The 17,979-nt window shown below is 68.6% G+C and carries 17 protein-coding genes; 8 read left to right on the top strand and 9 right to left on the bottom strand.

The features are described 5' to 3' along the window. Positions 1-93: 93 nt before the first annotated feature. The 3 genes from W5W_RS0107280 (at position 94) to W5W_RS0107270 (ending at position 5,950) form a co-directional block, all read left to right on the top strand. Positions 94-1,974, top strand: coding sequence for an AMP-dependent synthetase/ligase (locus W5W_RS0107280; protein WP_017194915.1), 1,881 nt, complete (start codon positions 94-96; stop codon positions 1,972-1,974). 230 nt (positions 1,975-2,204) lie between these two features. Next, on the top strand, positions 2,205-4,052 hold the full coding sequence (locus W5W_RS0107275; RefSeq protein ID WP_029574145.1) for an AMP-dependent synthetase/ligase: 1,848 nt from the start codon (positions 2,205-2,207) through the stop codon (positions 4,050-4,052). Between the two features lie 59 nt (positions 4,053-4,111). After that, positions 4,112-5,950: an AMP-dependent synthetase/ligase gene (locus W5W_RS0107270; protein ID WP_081486236.1), complete on the top strand. Its 1,839-nt coding sequence runs from the start codon at positions 4,112-4,114 to the stop codon at positions 5,948-5,950. A gap of 44 nt (positions 5,951-5,994) precedes the next feature. Here W5W_RS0107270 and W5W_RS0107265 read toward each other — a convergent pair whose 3' ends face one another. The 4 genes from W5W_RS0107265 to W5W_RS0107250 all read right to left on the bottom strand — a co-directional run bounded on the left by W5W_RS0107265 (position 5,995) and on the right by W5W_RS0107250 (position 9,201). After that, positions 5,995-6,330: a chorismate mutase gene (locus W5W_RS0107265; RefSeq protein WP_017194912.1), complete on the bottom strand. Its 336-nt coding sequence runs from the start codon at positions 6,328-6,330 to the stop codon at positions 5,995-5,997. Between the two features lie 61 nt (positions 6,331-6,391). Next, the gene (gene clpX / locus W5W_RS0107260) at positions 6,392-7,687 is read right to left on the bottom strand and encodes an ATP-dependent Clp protease ATP-binding subunit ClpX (RefSeq protein ID WP_008729660.1); all 1,296 of its coding nucleotides are present in this window, start codon (positions 7,685-7,687) and stop codon (positions 6,392-6,394) included. Between the two features lie 211 nt (positions 7,688-7,898). Then, entirely contained in the window at positions 7,899-8,594 is a 696-nt protein-coding gene (locus W5W_RS0107255) for an ATP-dependent Clp protease proteolytic subunit (protein ID WP_017194911.1), read from the bottom strand. 1 nt (position 8,595) lies between these two features. Then, positions 8,596-9,201 carry an ATP-dependent Clp protease proteolytic subunit gene (locus W5W_RS0107250; RefSeq protein ID WP_193760075.1) on the bottom strand — a complete coding sequence of 202 codons (606 nt, stop codon included), beginning with the start codon at positions 9,199-9,201 and terminating at the stop codon, positions 8,596-8,598. 302 nt (positions 9,202-9,503) lie between these two features. Between W5W_RS0107250 and W5W_RS0107245 the strand changes: the two genes are divergently transcribed. From W5W_RS0107245 to W5W_RS0107225, 5 genes are all read left to right on the top strand, one after another. Next, positions 9,504-10,310, top strand: a complete 807-nt coding sequence (locus W5W_RS0107245; RefSeq protein WP_017194910.1) for a class I SAM-dependent methyltransferase — start codon at positions 9,504-9,506, stop codon at positions 10,308-10,310. Continuing rightward, on the top strand, positions 10,303-11,013 hold the full coding sequence (locus tag W5W_RS0107240) for an ABC transporter ATP-binding protein (protein ID WP_017194909.1): 711 nt from the start codon (positions 10,303-10,305) through the stop codon (positions 11,011-11,013). Before W5W_RS0107245 ends, W5W_RS0107240 begins: the two co-directional genes overlap by 8 nt. Positions 11,014-11,245: 232 nt before the next feature. Further along, positions 11,246-12,109 carry an ABC transporter substrate-binding protein gene (locus W5W_RS14780; RefSeq protein WP_017194908.1) on the top strand — a complete coding sequence of 288 codons (864 nt, stop codon included), beginning with the start codon at positions 11,246-11,248 and terminating at the stop codon, positions 12,107-12,109. Next, a complete protein-coding gene (locus W5W_RS0107230; protein WP_017194907.1) occupies positions 12,109-12,879 on the top strand; it encodes an ABC transporter permease in 771 nt (256 codons plus the stop codon). The genes W5W_RS14780 and W5W_RS0107230 overlap by 1 nt, the downstream gene beginning before the upstream one ends. Before the next feature lie 96 nt (positions 12,880-12,975). Continuing rightward, positions 12,976-13,344: a cupin domain-containing protein gene (locus W5W_RS0107225; RefSeq protein WP_017194906.1), complete on the top strand. Its 369-nt coding sequence runs from the start codon at positions 12,976-12,978 to the stop codon at positions 13,342-13,344. On the opposite strand, the gene W5W_RS0107220 is transcribed toward W5W_RS0107225, so the two are convergent. From W5W_RS0107220 to tig, 5 genes are all read right to left on the bottom strand, one after another. Continuing rightward, positions 13,298-14,125, bottom strand: coding sequence for a hypothetical protein (locus tag W5W_RS0107220; protein WP_017194905.1), 828 nt, complete (start codon positions 14,123-14,125; stop codon positions 13,298-13,300). The genes W5W_RS0107225 and W5W_RS0107220 overlap by 47 nt on opposite strands. Continuing rightward, the gene (locus tag W5W_RS0107215; RefSeq protein ID WP_017194904.1) at positions 14,125-14,841 is read right to left on the bottom strand and encodes a fluoroquinolone export ABC transporter permease subunit; all 717 of its coding nucleotides are present in this window, start codon (positions 14,839-14,841) and stop codon (positions 14,125-14,127) included. The genes W5W_RS0107220 and W5W_RS0107215 overlap by 1 nt, the downstream gene beginning before the upstream one ends. Next, positions 14,838-15,692 carry an ABC transporter ATP-binding protein gene (locus W5W_RS0107210; protein WP_017194903.1) on the bottom strand — a complete coding sequence of 285 codons (855 nt, stop codon included), beginning with the start codon at positions 15,690-15,692 and terminating at the stop codon, positions 14,838-14,840. The genes W5W_RS0107215 and W5W_RS0107210 overlap by 4 nt, the downstream gene beginning before the upstream one ends. Further along, positions 15,689-16,336, bottom strand: a complete 648-nt coding sequence (locus W5W_RS0107205; RefSeq protein ID WP_238533277.1) for a TetR/AcrR family transcriptional regulator — start codon at positions 16,334-16,336, stop codon at positions 15,689-15,691. Before W5W_RS0107205 ends, W5W_RS0107210 begins: the two co-directional genes overlap by 4 nt. 202 nt (positions 16,337-16,538) lie before the next feature. Continuing rightward, positions 16,539-17,936 (bottom strand): trigger factor, encoded by a 1,398-nt coding sequence (gene tig / locus W5W_RS0107200; protein WP_017194901.1) that lies wholly within the window; start codon positions 17,934-17,936, stop codon positions 16,539-16,541. Positions 17,937-17,979 lie beyond the last annotated feature (43 nt).

Genomic DNA, 17,979 nt, shown 5'->3' with positions numbered 1-17,979 from the left:
GGGCCGCTCCACCAGTGTGTCACCAGCCGGGCCCGTGGAGTAGGGGTCTGCTCCCCGCCTCCCGCGCACTGGGATGGCGGATGGAGTGCTGTAATGCTGTTCATGACCGCCCCATCCCCACCTGCCCCGTCCCCCTCCCCGGGCGCCTCCACCGGACACGCGCTGGAGTGGCACGCTCCTACTCTCACGCGCATTGATGAGCGGACGACCATTCCCGCCCTGCTGCAAGCCCGGGTCTCCCGCTCAGCCGACCGCCCCCTCATCGCCCGCAAGCAGGAGACGAGCGGAGTGTGGCGCACGATCACGGCCCGCGAGTTCTCCGAGGAGGTCGACGCGGTGGCCTCCGGGCTCATCGGCATGGGCCTGGAGCCCGGCGAGCGAGTCGCCATCATGTCGCGCACCCGGTATGAGTGGACGCTGCTCGACTTCGCCTGCTGGACCGCCGCGCTGGTCCCGGTCCCCATCTACGAAACGAGCTCGACCGAGCAGATCACCCACGTCCTCGCCGATTCCGAGGCCCGCCTCATCGTCACCGAGACGATCACCATGGCCGAGCTCGTTCGCACGGCCGCCGTCTCAGTCGGACGGGAGAGCCCGAGCGTGCTGTCCCTGGATGCCGGAGCGATCCGCACCATCACCGAGAACGGCCGCGATGTTCCGGCCTCCGTGCTCGCCGAGCGCACCGAGTCCCTGCGGACCTCCTCGCTGGCGACAATCGTCTACACCTCGGGAACCACTGGCACCCCCAAGGGCACGGTCCTGTCCCACGGCAACTTCACCGACCTATGCACCAATGCGCATCAATGGATGCCGGAGATCGCCATGGGGCTCGATTCCAGACTCCTGCTCTTCCTCCCGCTGGCCCACGTGTTCGCCCGCTTCCTGCAGGTCTTCCAGATCTCCGGTGAGGGAGTCATCGGCCATGCGCCCGACACCAAGAACCTCCTGCCGGATCTCGCCGCGTTCCGCCCGTCCTACCTGCTGGTCGTGCCGCGAGTGCTCGAGAAGATCTACAACTCCGCCGACGCCCGGGCGGCCTCCGGCAGCGCTCGTAAGGTCTTCCGCTGGGCGGCGAAGGTGGCGGTGGACTACTCCCGGTCCCTGGACGCCCCGACGGGTCCGTCCCGCGCGCTGCGTGCCCGGCGGGCGCTGGCCGACCGCCTCGTCTTCCGGCGCATCCGGAGCCTTGTGGGCGGCAATGCGGACTGGATCGTCTCCGGCGGCGCACCCCTGTCGCAGCGCCTGGCCCACTTCTACCGCGGGCTCGGCATACCCGTCCTGGAGGGCTACGGCCTGACCGAGACCGTGGGCCCGATCTCGGTGAACATCCCCCGACTGACGAAGATCGGCACCGTGGGGCCGCCGCTGCCGCCTATGTCCGTGCGCATCTCCGCGGACGGCGAGATCCTGCTCAAGGGCCCCTCGGTCTTCCAGGGGTACCACGGCGATCCCGAGGCGACGGCGTCCGCCTTCACGCCGGACGGCTGGTTCCGCACCGGCGATCTCGGCTCCCTGGACCGGGACGGATACGTGAGGATCACCGGCAGGGCCAAGGACATCATCGTGACAGCCGGCGGCAAGAACATCGCCCCGTCCGGTCTCGAGGACTCCCTGCGCGGGCACCCCCTCATCAGCCAGGTCGTCGTCGTCGGCGAGAACCGGCCCTTCATCGCCGCGCTGATGACACTCGACGCCGAGATGCTGCCCCTGTGGCTGCGATCCCACGGCCTGCCCGCGATGACCGTGTCCGAGGCCGCCTTGCACCCGCGGGTGCTGTCGGCACTGGACCGAGCGGTGGCACGGGCCAACACGCAGGTCTCGCGGGCGGAGTCGATCCGCAAGTTCACCATCCTCAGCGGCGACTTCACGGAGGCCAACGGCCTGCTGACCCCGTCGCTGAAGGTCAAGCGCGCTGTGGCGGTGGAGCGCTTCTCCGAGCAGATCGATGCGATGTACTTGAGTGCTGAGCGCTGAGCGCTGGGGTGTGCGACTCCCGGGGCTCGCTCAGGGCCGTATCGCCCCCGGTTATGTGAGTGCGCACGATCAGCCTGGGCCTCCTTAGCGGATCTCTCCAAGACAGAACGTCAGATCTTTTGGCCAACGCCTGCCGTTCACATCGATTGACCTGACACAATGACCCGGTGAGTCTGAGTCCTCGATCCTCTTCCGGCCACCCCGCTGTGTCCGTCGCAGGCAAGCCCTCCATCATTGATGACGCGGCTACCAGCAGCGTCATCACCGAGCCGGATCATTCCTGGACGGTCCCGTGGCTCCTGGCCGACCGCATCGCCCGCACCCCGGACTCGCCGATCATCGAGCGCAAGGCGGCACTGGGCCATTCCTGGGCCAAGGTCACGGCCCGCGGCTTCGGCGATGACGTCGCCCGGGTCGCCTCCGGCCTGATGGGAATGGGGCTCGAGCCCGGTCAGCGCGTGAGCATCATGGCTCACACCTCCTACGAGTGGACGCTGCTCGATATGGCCGTCGCCCGGGCGGGCCTGGTCTCGGTGCCGATCTACGAGACCGATTCCGCCTCCCAGGTGCAGTGGATCCTGCAGGACGCGGATGTGCGGCTTGTGATCACCGAGTCGGCCGCGCTGGCCGAACTGGTGCGGGGCGCGGCCGCAGCGCGGGCCGCCGCGCACCCGGACGCCGCCGAGGTGCGGGTGCTGTCGCTGGACCGCGATGCCCTCACGACCATCTCGGCCGAGGGCAGGACGGTCTCCCGCGCGGACCTCGACGAGCGCTCCGATGCGCTGAATGCCGACGACCTCTACTCGATCATCTACACCTCGGGAACGACCGGCAATCCCAAGGGCGTCGAGATCACGCATCGCATGGCGGCGGGACTGGCCTGGAACGGGGTGCGCTGGATCCCCGATCTGCTCTTCTCCCCCGACACGCGCCTGCTGCTGTTCCTGCCACTGGCTCATTCCTACGCCCGTTGTCTGGAGCTGCTGTCCATCGCCGGGAACGGCGTGCTCGGACACACCCCCGACGTGGCCACCCTGCTGCCCGACCTCAAGAGCTTCGGCCCCTCCTACGTCCTGGCGGTGCCCCGCGTCCTGGAGAAGATCTACAACGCGGCGGACGCGAAGGCCGGCGGCGGCTTCAAGCTCAAGACCTTCCGCTGGGCCGCGAAGGTCGCCATCGAGTACTCCCGCGCCCTGGACATGCCCGCAGGCCCCTCGCGCAGGCTGGCGGCCGCGCACGCCATGGCGGACAGGCTCGTCTACCGCACCATTCGCGACCTGCTGGGTCCCAACGCCCGTTACGCGATCTCCGGCGGAGGGCCGCTGGGCGAGCGCCTCGGGCACTTCTACCGCGGCCTGGGCCTGGCCATCCTCGAGGGCTACGGCCTGACCGAGACGCTCGGCCCCATCAGCGTCAACCTCGACTGGCGCAACAAGGTCGGCACCGTGGGCCCGCCGGTCTGCGGCGGCCGGGCCCGGGTCAGCGCCGATGGCGAGATCGAAGTGCGCGGGATGAGCGTCTTCTCCCACTACCACAACAATCCCGCTGCGGATGCTGAGGCCTTCACGCCGGACGGCTGGTTCCGCACCGGGGACATCGGCTCCATCGACTCGGACGGCTGGATCAGGATCACGGGCCGTAAGAAGGAGCTGATCGTGACGGCGGGCGGCAAGAACGTCGCCCCCGCCATCCTGGAGGACCGACTGCGCGGGCACCCGCTGATCAGCCAGGTGCTCGTCATCGGTGACGGCGAGCCCTTCATATCCGCTCTCATCACGCTGGACCGCGAGATGCTGCCCGGCTGGTTGCACAACCACGGCCTGCCGGAGATGGGAGTCGTGGAGGCCTCGACCAATCCCCAGGTCCTGGCCGCACTGGACCGGGCCGTGGCACGCACGAATCGCGCCGTCTCGCGGGCCGAGTCCATCCGCACCTACCGGGTGCTGACCAACGATTTCACCGAGGCCAACGGGCTGCTGACCCCGTCGTTGAAGGTCAAGCGCAACCAGGTGATGAAGGAGTACGCCGACACGATCGCCGATATCTACGCCTCCACGAGGAAGGGCCCGCAGGAGTGAGCACGAGCCGCGAGACCAGCGAGATCTCCACCCCACTGCTCACACCCGTTCATGACGACATGACGGGCCCATGGGCACTCGCCGAGCGCGTGCGCGTCAACCCCGACGGCCCGCTGATCGCCCGCAAGTCCTCCGTGGGCGGGCGCTGGCGGGACATGTCAGCCCGAGCCTTCCGCGATCAGGTCCGTCAGGTCGCGACCGGACTCATGGCCCTCGGCCTGGAGGCGGGCAGCGCGATCGGCATCATGGCGCATACGAGCTACGAGTGGACGCTGCTCGACTTCGCGGCCTGGGAGGCGGGCCTGGTCGTCGTTCCCATCTACGAGACCTCCTCGCCCGAGCAGGCGCAGTGGATCCTCACCGATGCGGACGTGCGCCTGGTCGTGGTCGAGGACGCGGCCATGGAGACGATGCTGACCTCACTCACCGCGGCCGTGCCCGAGTTGAGCGGACTGCGGGTACTGTCCCTCGCCAAGGGCGCCGTCACCGAGCTCATGGCGACGGGCGGGCAGGACGAGTCCGCCGCGTCCACTTCCACTGCGTCTACAGCGTCTACAGCGAGCGCCGACGGCTCCGGCAGCGTCAGCAGTGCCGACCTCGACGCCCGCGTCGCGAATCTGAAGAGCACGGACCTGGCCACGATCGTCTACACCTCGGGCACAACCGGCCGTCCCAAGGGCGTCGAGCTCACTCACGGCAATCTCATCCACCTGGGGGTCAACGCCGTCGCCCACGTTCCGGAAGTGCTCAAGGCCCCTGAGGTTCGCGCGCTGCTGTTCCTGCCCCTGGCCCATGTGCTGGGACGATTCGTCGAGATCGCGATCATCTGCTCGCCGGCCGGGGTCCTCGGGCACGCGCCCGATGTGAAGAACCTGGTGACGGACCTGGCCTCCTTCCGCCCGACCTTCGTCGTCGCGGTACCGCGCGTATTCGAGAAGATCTACAACGCGGCCGACGCCCGCTCGACCGGCGCCAAGCAGAAGGTCTTCCGACTGGCCGCCAAGACCGCGATCGCCTACTCGCGGGCCCTGGACACCCCTGACGGGCCGAGCCGGGGCCTGCGCGCACAGCGAGCCGTCTTCGACCGGATGGTCTTCTCCACTCTGCGAGGCCTGCTGGGAGGCCGGGTCGCGCATGTCATCTCCGGCGGCGGGCCGCTGGGCGAGCGCCTGGGGCACTTCTACCGCGGGGCCGGAGTCACCGTCCTGGAGGGCTACGGCCTGACCGAGACGGCCGCTCCGTGCACGGTGAACCTGCCGGCGGCCACGCTCATCGGCTCAGTGGGACGGCCTCTGCCCGGCACGTCGGTGAGGCTGAGCGACGACGGCGAGATCCTCATCAAGGGCATCGGTCTCTTCCGCGGATACCGAAACAACCCGCAGGCGACCGCCGAGGCGCTCGACGATGGATGGCTGCGCAGCGGAGACCTCGGCTCCCTCGACTCCGAGGGCTTCTTGAGGATCACGGGCCGTAAGAAGGAGCTGATCGTGACGGCGGGCGGCAAGAACGTCGCCCCCGCCATCCTGGAGGACCGACTGCGCGGGCACCCGCTGGTCAGTCAGGTGCTCGTCGTCGGGGATGGACGGCCCTGCATCGGCGCCCTGATCACCCTGGATGCGGAAATACTGCCGATGTGGCTGTCCGGCCACGGCCTGGAGGACATGGCCCCGATCGAGGCGGCGCAGGATCCTCGTGTGCGGGCCGCCCTGGAGAAGGCGGTGGCCCGGGCGAACGAAGCGGTCTCGCGTGCCGAGTCGATCCGCACCTTCACGGTGCTGCCCGGCGACTTCACCGTCGACAACGGGCTGCTCACGCCCTCATTGAAAGTCCGTCGGGCTCAGGCCCAGGAGCGCTTCGCCAAGGAGATCGATGCGCTCTACACGCGCACCCTGAGGTGAGACGGTCAATCGCCGGGCAGGGCCTCCCTCACCCGGCACTCCGGTCAGTCGGTCATCTCGTCACGGATCGCCTCGTGGTGGCGGATCACCTCGGCGACGATGAAGGCGAAGAACTTCTCCGCGAAAACCGGATCGAGTCCGGAATCCTGCGCCAGGGCGCGCAGGCGCACCACCTGGCGCTCCTCCCGGCCCGGGTCCGAAGGGGGCAGGTCGAGCTCGGCTTTGAGAACGCCGACCTGCTGCGTGCAGCGGAATCGCTCAGCCAGCAGATGCACGAGCGCGGCATCCAGGTTGTCGATGGTCGCCCGATAGGCCGCCAACCGGGGCGGAACGCCCGGCAGGCTCCGCTCCACGGATTCCGGTCCGGTCTGCGTCGTCATGGCCGCTGGACCTGGACCGCCGGAGCGTCGACGCCGCTCCGGCAGAAGGCCGGAACGATCCTCATGCCGTTCGGCTCCGCTCCCCCTTGTAGGCAGCCGCCAGTGTCCCCGAGCCCACCTCGTACCGGGGGCGTCCCGTTCCGCGCACGGCGTCGGCGTCGATGACGACCCGGCCGACCTCCGGCATGGAGGGCACCTCGAACATGGCGTTGCCCAGGACCTCCTCGGCGATGCTGGTCAGACCTCGGGCACCGGTCTTGCGCTCCAGGGCGAGAGAGGCGATGGCCTTGATGGCGTCATCGGTGAAGACGAGCTCGACGCCGTCGAGGCTGAAGAGGTACTCGTACTGGGACACGAGCGCGTTCTTGGGCTCGGTCATCACCCTCACCAGCTCGGCCACGCCCAGATCCTGGACGGTGGCGATGACGGGAAGGCGCCCGATGAACTCCGGGATGAGGCCGAACTTGTGAAGATCCTCCGGACGCACCGGCGAGGCGAAGACGTCCCTGCCGGAGTCCTTGGCCAAGGTCGCCCCGAAGCCCACCAGCTGAGCGCCGACCTCCTTGCGCTGGCGCTGCCGGACGATGTCCTCAATACCCGCGAAGGCGCCCGCCGCAATGAACAGAATATTGGTGGTGTCGATCTCCAGGAACTCCTGGTGGGGGTGCTTGCGCCCACCGCCGGGCGGAACGGAGGCGGTGGTCCCCTCGATGATCTTGAGCAGCGCCTGCTGGACCCCTTCGCCGGACACGTCGCGCGTGATCGAGGGATTCTCGGCCTTGCGCCCGATCTTGTCGATCTCGTCGATGTAGATGATGCCCTTCTCCGCGCGCTTGACGTCGCCGTCGGCCGCCTGGATGAGCTTGAGAAGAATATTCTCCACGTCCTCGCCCACGTAACCGGCCTCGGTCAAGGCGGTCGCATCGACAATGGCGAAGGGGACGTCGAGAAGGCGGGCCAGGGTGCGCGCCAGATGGGTCTTTCCCGTGCCGGTGGGACCGAGCAGGAGGATGTTCGACTTGCCCAGTTCCAATCCGTCGCCCTCGGCCACCGCGCGCTCACGCACCTGAACGCGCTTGTAATGGTTGTAGACAGCCACGCTCATGGCGCGCTTGGCGCCCTCCTGGCCGATGACGTACTGGTTGAGGAAGTCGAAGATCTCCTGCGGCTTGGGCAGTTCCAGGGGGACGCCCGCGGCGGAATCGCCGAGCTCCTCATCGACGATCTCATTGCACAGCTCGATGCATTCATCGCAGATGTAGACGCCCGGGCCGGCAATCAGTTTCTTGACCTGTTTCTGGCTCTTACCGCAGAAAGAGCACTTGAGAAGATCGACACTCTCGGCGCTGCGTGCCACGTGGGGTCCTCCGTCTTGTCGGGCCGCTGCGGGCACGAAGCCCAATTCATGTGCAAGCCTATGACGAACAAGGCTCGGCGCGATCGGGCTATTCGGCGTGTCCGCACGGTAGTGGGATGGGCATGGGGTGGGATTGTTTCTCGTAGGTTAACGTGCCCACCCCACGCTCGTCGCCTGATCTGACCAATTTCATGGCGAATTCAGAGCCTTCTCAGGCTGAGCGGGGCGAGGCGGGCGTCTTTCGGGACGAAAGGACCTGATCGACGATGCCGTATTCCAGGGCCTGGGTGGCCGTCAGGATCTTGTCCCGCTCCAGATCGGCGTGCACGAGCTCCCGTTCACGACCGGTGTGGGAGGCCAGGGTGTCCTCCAGCCAGGCGCGCATGCGGTCGATCTCATCGGCGACGATCTCGATATCGCTCGCCTGCCCCTGGACGCCCTCCATGGCGGGCTGGTGGATGAGAACTCGCACATTGGGCAGAGCCAGGCGCTTGCCCGGGGACCCCGCGGCCAGCAGCACCGCGGCGGCGGAGGCCGCCTGGCCCAGGCAGACCGTCTGCACCTGGGGCTTGATGTACTGCATGGTGTCGTAGATGGCCGTCAGGGCGGTGAACGAGCCGCCGGGGCTGTTGATGTACATCGTGATGAGCCCGTCGGGGTCCTGGGATTCCAGGACGAGCAGTTGGGCCATGATGTCGTCGGCGCTGGCGTCGTCGATCTGCACGCCCATGAAGACGATGCGGTCCTCGAAGAGCTTGGCGTAGGGATCCTGACGCTTGAAGCCGTAGGCGGTGCGCTCCTCGAACTGGGGCAGCACGTAGCGGGACGACGGCAGGGCGGCGGGCGCGACGCCCGCGGCCCCCAGCTGGTGAGCGGCGGCGTCGAAATAGGGGCGAGAGCTCGTCATGTCAGTTCTCTCCGTTCTGGGCGCCGATCTCACGGCTCGAAGTCACGATGTGGTCGATGAAGCCGTAGTCGAGGGCCTCGGACGCGCTGAACCAGTGGTCGCGATCGGAGTCGGCGATGATCTCCTCCACCGTGTGCCCGGTGTTGGCAGCCGTGATCTCCGCCAGCTGCTGCTTCATCTTGATGATGAGGTCCGCGTTGATGCGGATATCGGTGGCCGAGCCCCCGGCCCCGCCGGAGGGCTGGTGCATGAGCACGCGCGCATGCGGGGTGATGTAGCGCTTGCCCCTGGCCCCGGCGGTCAGCAGGAACTGCCCCATGGAGGCTGCCAGACCGGTGGCGACCGTGACGACGTCGGGCTGGACGTACTGCATGGTGTCATAGATGGCCATGCCGGCGGTCACTGAGCCCCCGGGGCTGTTGATGTACAGGTAGATGTCCTTGTCGGGATCCTCGGCCGCGAGGAGCAGCATCTGCGCGCAGATGGCGTTGGCGTTGTCGTCGCGCACCTCGGAGCCGAGCCAGATGATCCGCTCCTTCAGGAGGCGGTTGTAGATGGAGTCGGTCAGGCCCAGACCCGTGCCGGGCCCCTCGGCCGCCGCGGGCATCACGGGCGAAGTCAGCTCGCTCACGTCTAGTCCTCTCGTATTCGGTGTTGCCAACGCTAACGCGGGCGGCGCCGGCCATATGCCCGCGATCGGGCGCTTTCGCTCACGGCACAGGGTGTGACCGATCTGTCGCACGCCGCACCGTGAGGGAGCACACCCTCAGCAGTGCGGATCAGTGCGTTAGGGTTCCCTTAACGTATTTGTTACGGTTCGAAGGGTAACAATTGTCGTCCGCTTCCAGCTCCGCACCGGGCGGAACCTCGCCCGAGCGCGGCAGTCGCTCTGGTCCCGAAGCAGCTCGCATGCAGGGCCACTGGCTCCTGGCCCGCCTGGGCAAGCGCGTCCTGCGCCCCGGAGGGATGGGCCTGACCCGCCGTCTTCTGGCAGCGGCCGCTCCCGAGCCGGGCGAACGCATCGTCGAGCTCGGCCCCGGCGTCGGGCGCACGGCCGAGCTGCTGCTGGCCTCCCGCCCCTCGACCTACAGGGCGGTGGACCCCAATCCCGAAGGCCGCGATCAGATGGCCGCCGTCCTCGACAAGCACCCCAGCGCCAAGCATGCTGAGCATGTCGAGTATGTCGTCGCCGACGCCGCCGCCACGGGCTTGCCGGACGCCGACGCCGATCTGGTCGTGGGCGAGGCCATGCTCACCATCCAGTCCGACGAGCACAAGCGCGAGATCGTCGCCGAGGCCGTGCGCGTCCTGGCACCGGGAGGGCGCTACGCCATCCACGAGCTGGCGCTCCGGGGCGATCGCTCGCCCGAGGAGCTCGACTCCATCCGCAGGAGCATCTCCCGGACCATCAAGGTCGGAGCCCGCCCACTGCCGCTGGAGGGATGGAAGGACCTGCTCACCGAGGCCGGCCTCGTCGTCGAGTGGACGGGCACCGCCCCCATGCATCTGCTCGAGCCCCGTCGCGTCATTGAGGATGAGGGCCTGCTCGGCGCCGCCCGCTTCTGGCGCGCCATGCAACGCACCCCCGGGGCGCGCGACCGGGTGCGCGCCATGCGCCAGAACTTCCGCCTGCAGGGCGAACTGCTCAGCGCCGTCGGCATCGTGGCGCGGAAGGCCGACGAGACTCACCCTGCGAGGCGAGCCGGGGATGACTGAGATGACTGACCCGACCGACACAGCCGCGAGCACCGGCACAGCCGCCGCAACTGCCGCAACTGCCGCAGGCACGGCGAACACAGCGGACACAGCCGCGTCCTTGACCCTGCGGCACGTCACCATGGTGCGACGCGGCCTCACGCTTGTGGAGGACCTGTCGCTCGCAGTCGGCCCCGGCCAGGTCCTGGCCGTCACCGGCCCCTCGGGCGCGGGAAAGACGACGCTCCTGCGCGCCATCTCCGGCCTGTCCCCCACCGACGGCGGCACGGTGGCGCGCCCCGGGGGACGCCTGTCCCAGGTCTTCCAGGAGCCGCGCCTCCTTCCCTGGTACTCCGCGCACCGCAACATCTCGCTCATCGTGGACGGCCCCGCGCCGGACCTGACGGCCGTGCAGTGGCTCGAACGAGTCGGGCTCGCGGCCGCGGGCCACCTGCCCCCGGCACGGCTGTCCGGCGGTATGCGCCAAAGGGTGGCCATCGCCCGGGCCCTGGCCGCCTCACCGACGCTCCTGCTCGTCGATGAGCCCTTCTCCGCCCTGGATCGCCCGCTGGCCGCCGCTCTGCGCACCGACCTGACCGAGCTCCTGGCCGATCAGAACGTGGTGACCGTCTGGGTGACGCACGATCCCGACGAGGCCGAGGAGGTCTCCCACCTCCACCTGCACCTGGACGGCCCGCCCGGCACCTGGCAGCTGACCTCCTGAACCGCCGCGGGCACCGTCCCCACCGGAAGCCTTCAGAACCGCCCCAGCAGCAGCACCCGTGAAAGGAACCCCATCGTGAAGCGCCGCTCCCTCCTCGCCCTGGCCGGACTCGGCCTCCGCCCTGGCCGCCTGCTCCTCGACGACCGACTCGAAGGACTCGTCCGGCTCGGGGTCTGCTCTCCCCGACGCACTGCGCGTCCACACCCCCACCACGCTCGCCTACGCCGCCCCCATGGCCCTGTTCGGCACCTACGGCAATCTCGACGGGATCGTCGGGGATGTCCAGAAGGACAACTGGAACACCACCGATGTGCTCAAGTCGCTGCTCGTCAACGGGGAGACGGACCTGGCGGCAACCCCCTCGTACGTCGCCGCCAACCTGTTCAACAAGGGCGTGGCGCTGCGTCTGATCGCCATGCAGGTGTGGGGCATGCTCTACGTCATCGGCCCCTCGGGCTCCTCCGAACAGGGTCTGGAGGCGCTACGGGGCAAGACCGTCGGCGTGCCGATGCCGAACGACATGCCCGGCCTCGTCTTCCGCTACCTGCTCGGGCAGAAGGGGTGGGACGTCGATTCCGACCTGAGCAAGACCCCTTACACCGAGGGCCAGGATGCGCTCAATGCCCTGCTGACGGGAGAGGTCGAGTACGCCGTGCTGCCCGAGCACGCGGCGAGCCTGTCCCTGACCAAGGGCAAGCAGCAGGGCCTGAGCCTGGAGCACACGCTCAACCTCCAGGACCTGTGGGCCGAGGTCACCGGCGGCGAGGCCCGTTTCCCCATGGCGGGCCTCGTCATGCCGCAGACGCTCACCGACGATCACCCCGAGCTGGTCGGCGCCGTCCTGAACGAGCTCGAGGCCGCCGTGGCCGACGTCAACGGACAGACCGACGAGACCGTGCAGACGATCTCGGACACCACCGGGGTGCCGGTCCCGGTGGTCAAGGAGACGATCCCGCGTCTGCAGCTGAAGATCGTGGCCGCGGCGGATGCCAGGGGCGAGCTGGAGGACTTCTACACGAGGATGTCCACGCTCGACCCGGACATCATCGGCGGCTCCCTGCCGGCGGAGGACTTCTACGTCGCCGATCCGCGCTGATGCACGAACGGCGCTCACGGGCCGAGCGACTGCGCTCCGCCCTGCTGTGGTGGACCGGCATCGTGCTGGGGGTCGTCATCTGGCACCTGGCGGCACGGTCTCAGCCCGCTTACGTGCTGCCGAGCCCGCAGGCCGCCTGGGAGGCACTGCTCGAACTGATCCGCAGCAAGCGGCTCGGCACTGCGCTTCTGCTCACCATCGAGCGCGGCGCCACCGGACTCGGCGTCTCCTGCCTGGTCGGCATGCCGCTGGGCTGGGCGATGGGGACATGGACGTGGCTGCGCGAGCTGCTGGACTCATGGATGCAGATACTCCTGTCCGTGCCGCCGATCGTCATCGTCGTGGTCGGCATGATCTGGCTCGGCCCCACCGCCGGAGTCGTCGTCCTCGTGGTCGCCCTGGTGACCCTCCCCCTGCTGGCCACCACCGTGCGCGACGCCGTGGCCGGCGTGGACCCGGATCTGCTGGACATGAGCCGAGTGTTCGCCAGGAGCCGGGCTTGGACGATTCGCAGGGTCATTCTGCCCGCGGTCGCTCCCCCGGTACTGTCGGCACTGACCGTCGCCGTCGGCCAGTCCGTGCGTGTCACCGTCATGTCCGAATTACTCAGCACGACGACGGGACTGGGGGCAATGGTTCAGCGTGCGCGCACCAATCTGAATACGGACGACGTCTTCGCCCTGTCCGTCGTCATGGCGGTGCTCACGCTCGCCCTGGAGCTGTGCATCCTGGGGCCGTTGCGCCGCCGGCTCTCCCACCCCTCGGTCTGAGGCTCGCCCCGCTGCGGATCCGCACCTCAGGCCGAGAACCGAGATACCAACCTCACTGCTCTCACCGCACCTCGCCAAACACACGAAAGGAACACCATGGCCGCCACATCGACTCTCGTCAGCGAGTCCCTCTTCCGCCTCGGCCTCAACGAGGCCCTGCCCATCAGCGATGAGGCCACCACCTCCCGCGTGGTCGTCAACAATGACGTACTGCGCACCGTCATCTTCACCTTCGACGCCGGTCAGCAGCTTACCGAGCACGCCTCGCCCAAGGCCGTCGTGGTCACCCTCCTGGAGGGCGAGATGGACTTCTCCATCAAGGAGCGCAAAGAGCGCATGAAGACCGGTGACGTCATCTACCTGGCGCCCAACGACCGACACGCCCTGGTCGCCGTGACCCCCTGCCGCATGCAGCTCGTCATGGTCGACGTCGACAACGACGCCGTCGGCGCGAGCCAGGACTGACCCGCGCAGGACTGCGGGAAGCGGGGCGGGAGAACGGGCGGAGAAGCGCCGGTCCTCCCGCCCCGCACGCAACCGCGGCACCCGCGATCAACAGGTTGACGGCCGCAGAGCCGAGCACGAGCGGGAACCAGCGGCCGCCGTCGTTCATGGCGCCTGCAATCTCCGCCGCCCGCACGATCCACCAGCTGGGCACGAGGACCAGCAGCTCCCGCCACGGAGCTCCCAGGAGGGGTGCGACAGCGGGCAGGACCAGGAGGACGAGCAGCAGTTTGGTCGCGGCGAAGCCCTGGATCGCATCCCGCGTCCAGGCGGCCAGCCCCAGTGCCACCGCCGCCGCCAGAGGTGCTGCGCCCAGGGCCAGGCAGGTCTGGCGGACCGCGCTCAGGCCGGGAGGACCGGCGATCAGCAGGCAGAGGAGGCACACCGGCGCCGCCACGGCGAGGCAGGTCATCGCCCGCCACACCAGGTAGCGCCGCAGGCGGACCCCGGTGACCGCCAGGGCCCGCCATACCCGGTCCTGCTTCTCCTCCAGGAGCATGAAGCCCACCACGACGCCGATCAGGACGGGGACGACGACCGTGAAGGCCACGGCTCGCAGCTGCGGAACCCAGGGGCCGATCATGATGCCCCGCCCCTCCAGCACGAGAACCAGCTCCGGCAGGCCCGCGCGCGCAGCGGCGGCCATGACCAGCGGGAGGATCATCATCCAGGCCATGAGCCCGTCGCGCAGCAGACGACGGCGATCGGCCTCCATGAGGGCCAGAATTGCGCGCGGCGGCATCAGCGTCCTCCCGTCCGGGCGATCATGCCCGTCAGACGGCGGCGGGCCAGGAGGACTCCCCCGCACAGCCAGGCGCCCGACAGCAGCGCGGCGGGCAGCCCGACCTGGGCCGGCGCCTGATCGAAGCCGAGCTGGATCAGCACGAAGGCGCCCTGGAGCGGGTGGAGCCAGAGCCACCAGCCGCCTCGCACCCCCATCAAGGGCAGCGCCGGGACGATGAGCGCCAGCGTCCACACGCCCGATGGCAGCAGGAATCCGCTCATGGAGTCGTAGCCCGCCACCGCGATGACCCCGTAGAGCACGTACAGACCGGACAGGAAGACGACTCCGACCAGAAACGGCGCCCACCGCATCTGAGCCCCACGGCCGAAGAGCACCAGGACGGCGCTCTCGACGAGCGCCAGAAGCGTCAGGGAGGCGGCCAGGGCGGTCAGGTACTCGCCGCCGCGCATGGGCGTGACCGCGCGCGCCACCAGAGTGCCCTCATCATGCTCGAGCAGGACGTGGACGGCGGCGAAGTAGAAGCCGGTGATGACCAGCTCGCCCAGAATGAGGACGGGCCACCACTGTCCGGGCCCCTCGGTCCAGGGCAGCGCCCGGACGAGCCCGGCGACCAGGGCTCCCACCATCAGGGCGACCAGCCAGAACCCGCTTCGGGCCTGCCGCCCCAGATTCAGTCTCGCAGTGGCGCCTATGCGCCGAAGGGCAGGCGTCATGACAGGCTCCGGCCGGTGACCGCCAGGAACACCTCGGCCAGGTCCGCCTCCTGGCTGTGGAGGCTCTGAACCCGGTGGATGCGCAGCGCGGTGAGGAAGTCCTCGTCATCGGCGAGTCCCGCCAAGGGGAAGCGGGCGCTGCCGCCCTCCCAGGTGGCCAGGACCTCGGGGGCGCCGTGGCGACGCCGCATACGTCCGGGATCCCCGACCTCCACCAGACGCCCATCAACGATGAAGCCGACACGGTCGCAGGCGCGTTCGGCCAGGACCATGTCATGGGTGGTCACCACGACGGAGCCTCCCCGCCGGCGCTGACGATCGATGATCTCCTCCACCCGTGCCGCCCGGGCCGGGTCGAGTCCCGAGGTCGGCTCGTCGAGGAAGAGGAGCTCGGGATCGGTGAGCAGCGCCCTGGCGAGATTGAGACGCACCCCCATGCCCTTGCTCAGGTGGGCCCCGAGGGTGTCGGCGTCGTCGAGAAGACCCACGGCCTCTAGCAGCTCGTCGGGATCGCGAGTGACGCGGTCGTACATGCCGGCGAAGTACCGGAGGTTCTCCCGCAGCGTGAGTCGCCCGAACGAGATGGGCGTCTCGAAGGCGACCCCGATGCGCTCGTAGAGAGCCCTCCCCCAGGCCGATGCCTCTGCGCCCAGGACCTGCGCCGAGCCCCGGTAGCCCGGCAGGAGACCGGTGAGGATGCGCTGGAGGGTGGACTTCCCGGCACCGCTGGGCCCGAGCAGCCCCAGGACTTCACCGGCGGGGAGGTCCAGATCAATGCGGTCGAGAGCCGGGGCTCGGGCGCCCCGGTAGGTGAATCCGAGCTCGCGCACGCGCAGTGCCGCGGCGGTCATGACCGCTCCGGGGCCAAGGCGGAGACGAGCAGGGCGACGACATCGTCGACCGCCCGGGCGATCTCGGGCCGATCCATGGCGGAGCCGTCGACGGCGACCCGTCCGGGATCGATGTCGAAGCGGGCCATGACGTATTGGGGCACCCCCAGGAGTACGCGCTCGACCATCCAGGCCGCACTGTCGGCGTCCACGTCGTGGCGCAGCTCGCCGTTGCCCTGCCCGGCGGTGATGGCGGCGACTGCCCACCGGTGGAGACCGCCGGAGATCGACTGGTCGGAGTCGATGACCGGCGGGGCGTCATCGGCGCAGGCGCGAGCGAGAACGGCCCACCCCTGGGGATCGTGAATGTGAAAATCGTGGCTTGCCCGGACGATGTCCGTAAGCACCTTCTTGAAGGAGGCCGCCGGCACGGGCGTGTCCACCAGCCCGATGCGTTTTCCCATGAGCCCGGCCACCAGGTGGGTGTAGGCATCGAGCTTGTCATCGAAATACTGGTAGAAGCTTCCCTTGGAGACTCCAGCTGCGCCGGTGACGCGATCGACGGAGGCTCGCGCATAGGGGTGCGCCGCGAACTCCTCCTTGAGAGCGCCCATAAGACGCGTGCGCTTGGACTCGGGGAGATTGAAGAAGGTCTGCTTGGGCATGAGAGACTCCATATGACTCACCAGTCATATGACCGGCGAGTCACACTCTAGGTCTGAGCCGCGCGGTTCGCAAGACCGCGATGCCGCATGCGGACCACGATGACGAGACGACGGGACCCCGCACCGGCGAACCGGTGCGGGGTCCCGTAGGTCCCGTAGCCCGCTGAGCGGGCGGAGCCTCAGCGGGCCCGCCTCACTCGAGTCATTCGGCGCTCTCGGCAGAGGCCGAGGAGGCCGACGGCGAGGAGGCCGATCCCTCGGAGCCCGCGTCCGCCGGAGAGACCGCCTCCTCAGCCTCGGAGACCACGGCGGCGTCGAGCTCGTCGGAGCCGATGAACTCGGTCAGGTCGACGACCTGACCGTCGGAATCCTTGACAGTGACCTGGCGCAGGGCCATGGCGAGGGACTTGTTGCGGGCGATCTCGGAGACGAAGGCCGGAATCTGACCGGCCTTCTGAGCGCCCTGCATGAACTGGGCGGGCTCCATGCCGTACTGCTGAGCGGTCTGGACGAGGTAGTCGATGAGCTCATCCTGGCCCACGCCGACCTCAAGGCTCTCGACCAGAGCGTCCAGAAGGATCTGGTCCCGCACGCTGGCGGTGACGTCGTCGCGGATCTCCGCGGCATGGTCGTCATCATCGGTCTTGCCCTCGGCAGACAGGTGCTGCTTGATCTCATCCTCGACCACATCGGTGGGGACGTCGAAGGAGACCTGCTCGCGCAGATGCTCCAGAAGCGCATCGCGGGCGGCGATGGCCTGGTCGGCGGCCTTGCGATCGGCGACCTGCTTCCTCAAGTCCTCCCGAAGCTCGTCGATGGTGTCGAACTCGGAGGCCTCCTGGGCGAAGTCGTCGTCAGCCTCAGGCAGCTCGCGCTCCTTGACCGCCGTGGCGGTGACCGTGACCTCGGCCTCCTCGCCCTTGTGCTCGCCACCGGCGAGGGTGGTGGTGAAGGTGGCGGACTCGTCGGTCTTCAGACCGCTCAGCGCGTCATCCAGGCCCTCGAGCATGTTGCCCTTGCCGATCTCATAGGAGACGCCCGAGACCGAGTCGACCTCCTCATCATCGATGACGGCCTTGAGATCGATGGTGACGAAGTCCCCGGTCTCGGCCGCGCGCTCCACGGACTTCAGGGAGCCGAAGCGGGCGCGGAGGCTCTCCAACTCGCTGTTGACGTCCTCGTCGCCGACCTCGACGGCATCGACGACGACCTCGGCGCTGCCCAGGTCGGGCAGGTCGAACTCGGGGCGGACGGTGACCTCGGCGGTGAAAACGAGCCGGCCGCCCTGGGCGCCGGTGACGTTGGGCAGCTCGGTGACCTCGACCTCGGGCTGGGCCATGGGAATGCGACTGACCTCAGTAATGGCGTCGCGGTAGAAGTCGGAGAGCTTGTTGTTGACAGCCTCCTGGATGACCGAGGCGCGGCCCACGCGCTGATCGATGACCTGAGCCGGAACATGACCGCGGCGGAAGCCGGGCACCTGGATCTGAGAGCCGATCTCCTTGTAGGCGGCGTCGAGGCTGGGCTTGAGCTCCTCGTAGGGGACCTCCACGGTCAGCTTGATGCGCGTGGGGTCAAGATTCTCGACAGTGCTCTTCACGAGGGTCTACTCCGATGCGGGGTGCTGATGGTGCGTGCGGGGC

Source organism: Actinomyces massiliensis 4401292, assembly GCF_000269805.1.
In the GTDB taxonomy this organism is placed as follows: Bacteria; Actinomycetota; Actinomycetes; order Actinomycetales; family Actinomycetaceae; genus Actinomyces; species Actinomyces massiliensis.
This window is presented reverse-complemented; position numbering and strand designations above follow the sequence as displayed.

Bases quoted from the DNA above. Each gene is read 5' to 3' on its own strand.
- W5W_RS0107280 (WP_017194915.1), top strand. From the start codon at position 94: ATGCTGTTCATGACCGCCCCATCCCCACCTGCCCCGTCCCCCTCCCCG.
- W5W_RS0107270 (WP_081486236.1), top strand. From the start codon at position 4,112: ATGACGGGCCCATGGGCACTCGCCGAGCGCGTGCGCGTCAACCCCGAC.
- W5W_RS0107265 (WP_017194912.1), bottom strand. From the start codon at position 6,330: ATGACGACGCAGACCGGACCGGAATCCGTGGAGCGGAGCCTGCCGGGC.
- W5W_RS0107255 (WP_017194911.1), bottom strand. From the start codon at position 8,594: ATGACGAGCTCTCGCCCCTATTTCGACGCCGCCGCTCACCAGCTGGGG.
- W5W_RS0107250 (WP_193760075.1), bottom strand. From the start codon at position 9,201: ATGCCCGCGGCGGCCGAGGGGCCCGGCACGGGTCTGGGCCTGACCGAC.
- W5W_RS0107245 (WP_017194910.1), top strand. From the start codon at position 9,504: ATGCAGGGCCACTGGCTCCTGGCCCGCCTGGGCAAGCGCGTCCTGCGC.
- W5W_RS0107240 (WP_017194909.1), top strand. From the start codon at position 10,303: ATGACTGAGATGACTGACCCGACCGACACAGCCGCGAGCACCGGCACA.
- W5W_RS14780 (WP_017194908.1), top strand. From the start codon at position 11,246: ATGGCCCTGTTCGGCACCTACGGCAATCTCGACGGGATCGTCGGGGAT.
- W5W_RS0107230 (WP_017194907.1), top strand. From the start codon at position 12,109: ATGCACGAACGGCGCTCACGGGCCGAGCGACTGCGCTCCGCCCTGCTG.
- W5W_RS0107225 (WP_017194906.1), top strand. From the start codon at position 12,976: ATGGCCGCCACATCGACTCTCGTCAGCGAGTCCCTCTTCCGCCTCGGC.
- W5W_RS0107220 (WP_017194905.1), bottom strand. From the start codon at position 14,125: ATGCCGCCGCGCGCAATTCTGGCCCTCATGGAGGCCGATCGCCGTCGT.
- W5W_RS0107215 (WP_017194904.1), bottom strand. From the start codon at position 14,841: ATGACGCCTGCCCTTCGGCGCATAGGCGCCACTGCGAGACTGAATCTG.
- W5W_RS0107210 (WP_017194903.1), bottom strand. From the start codon at position 15,692: ATGACCGCCGCGGCACTGCGCGTGCGCGAGCTCGGATTCACCTACCGG.
- W5W_RS0107205 (WP_238533277.1), bottom strand. From the start codon at position 16,336: ATGCCCAAGCAGACCTTCTTCAATCTCCCCGAGTCCAAGCGCACGCGT.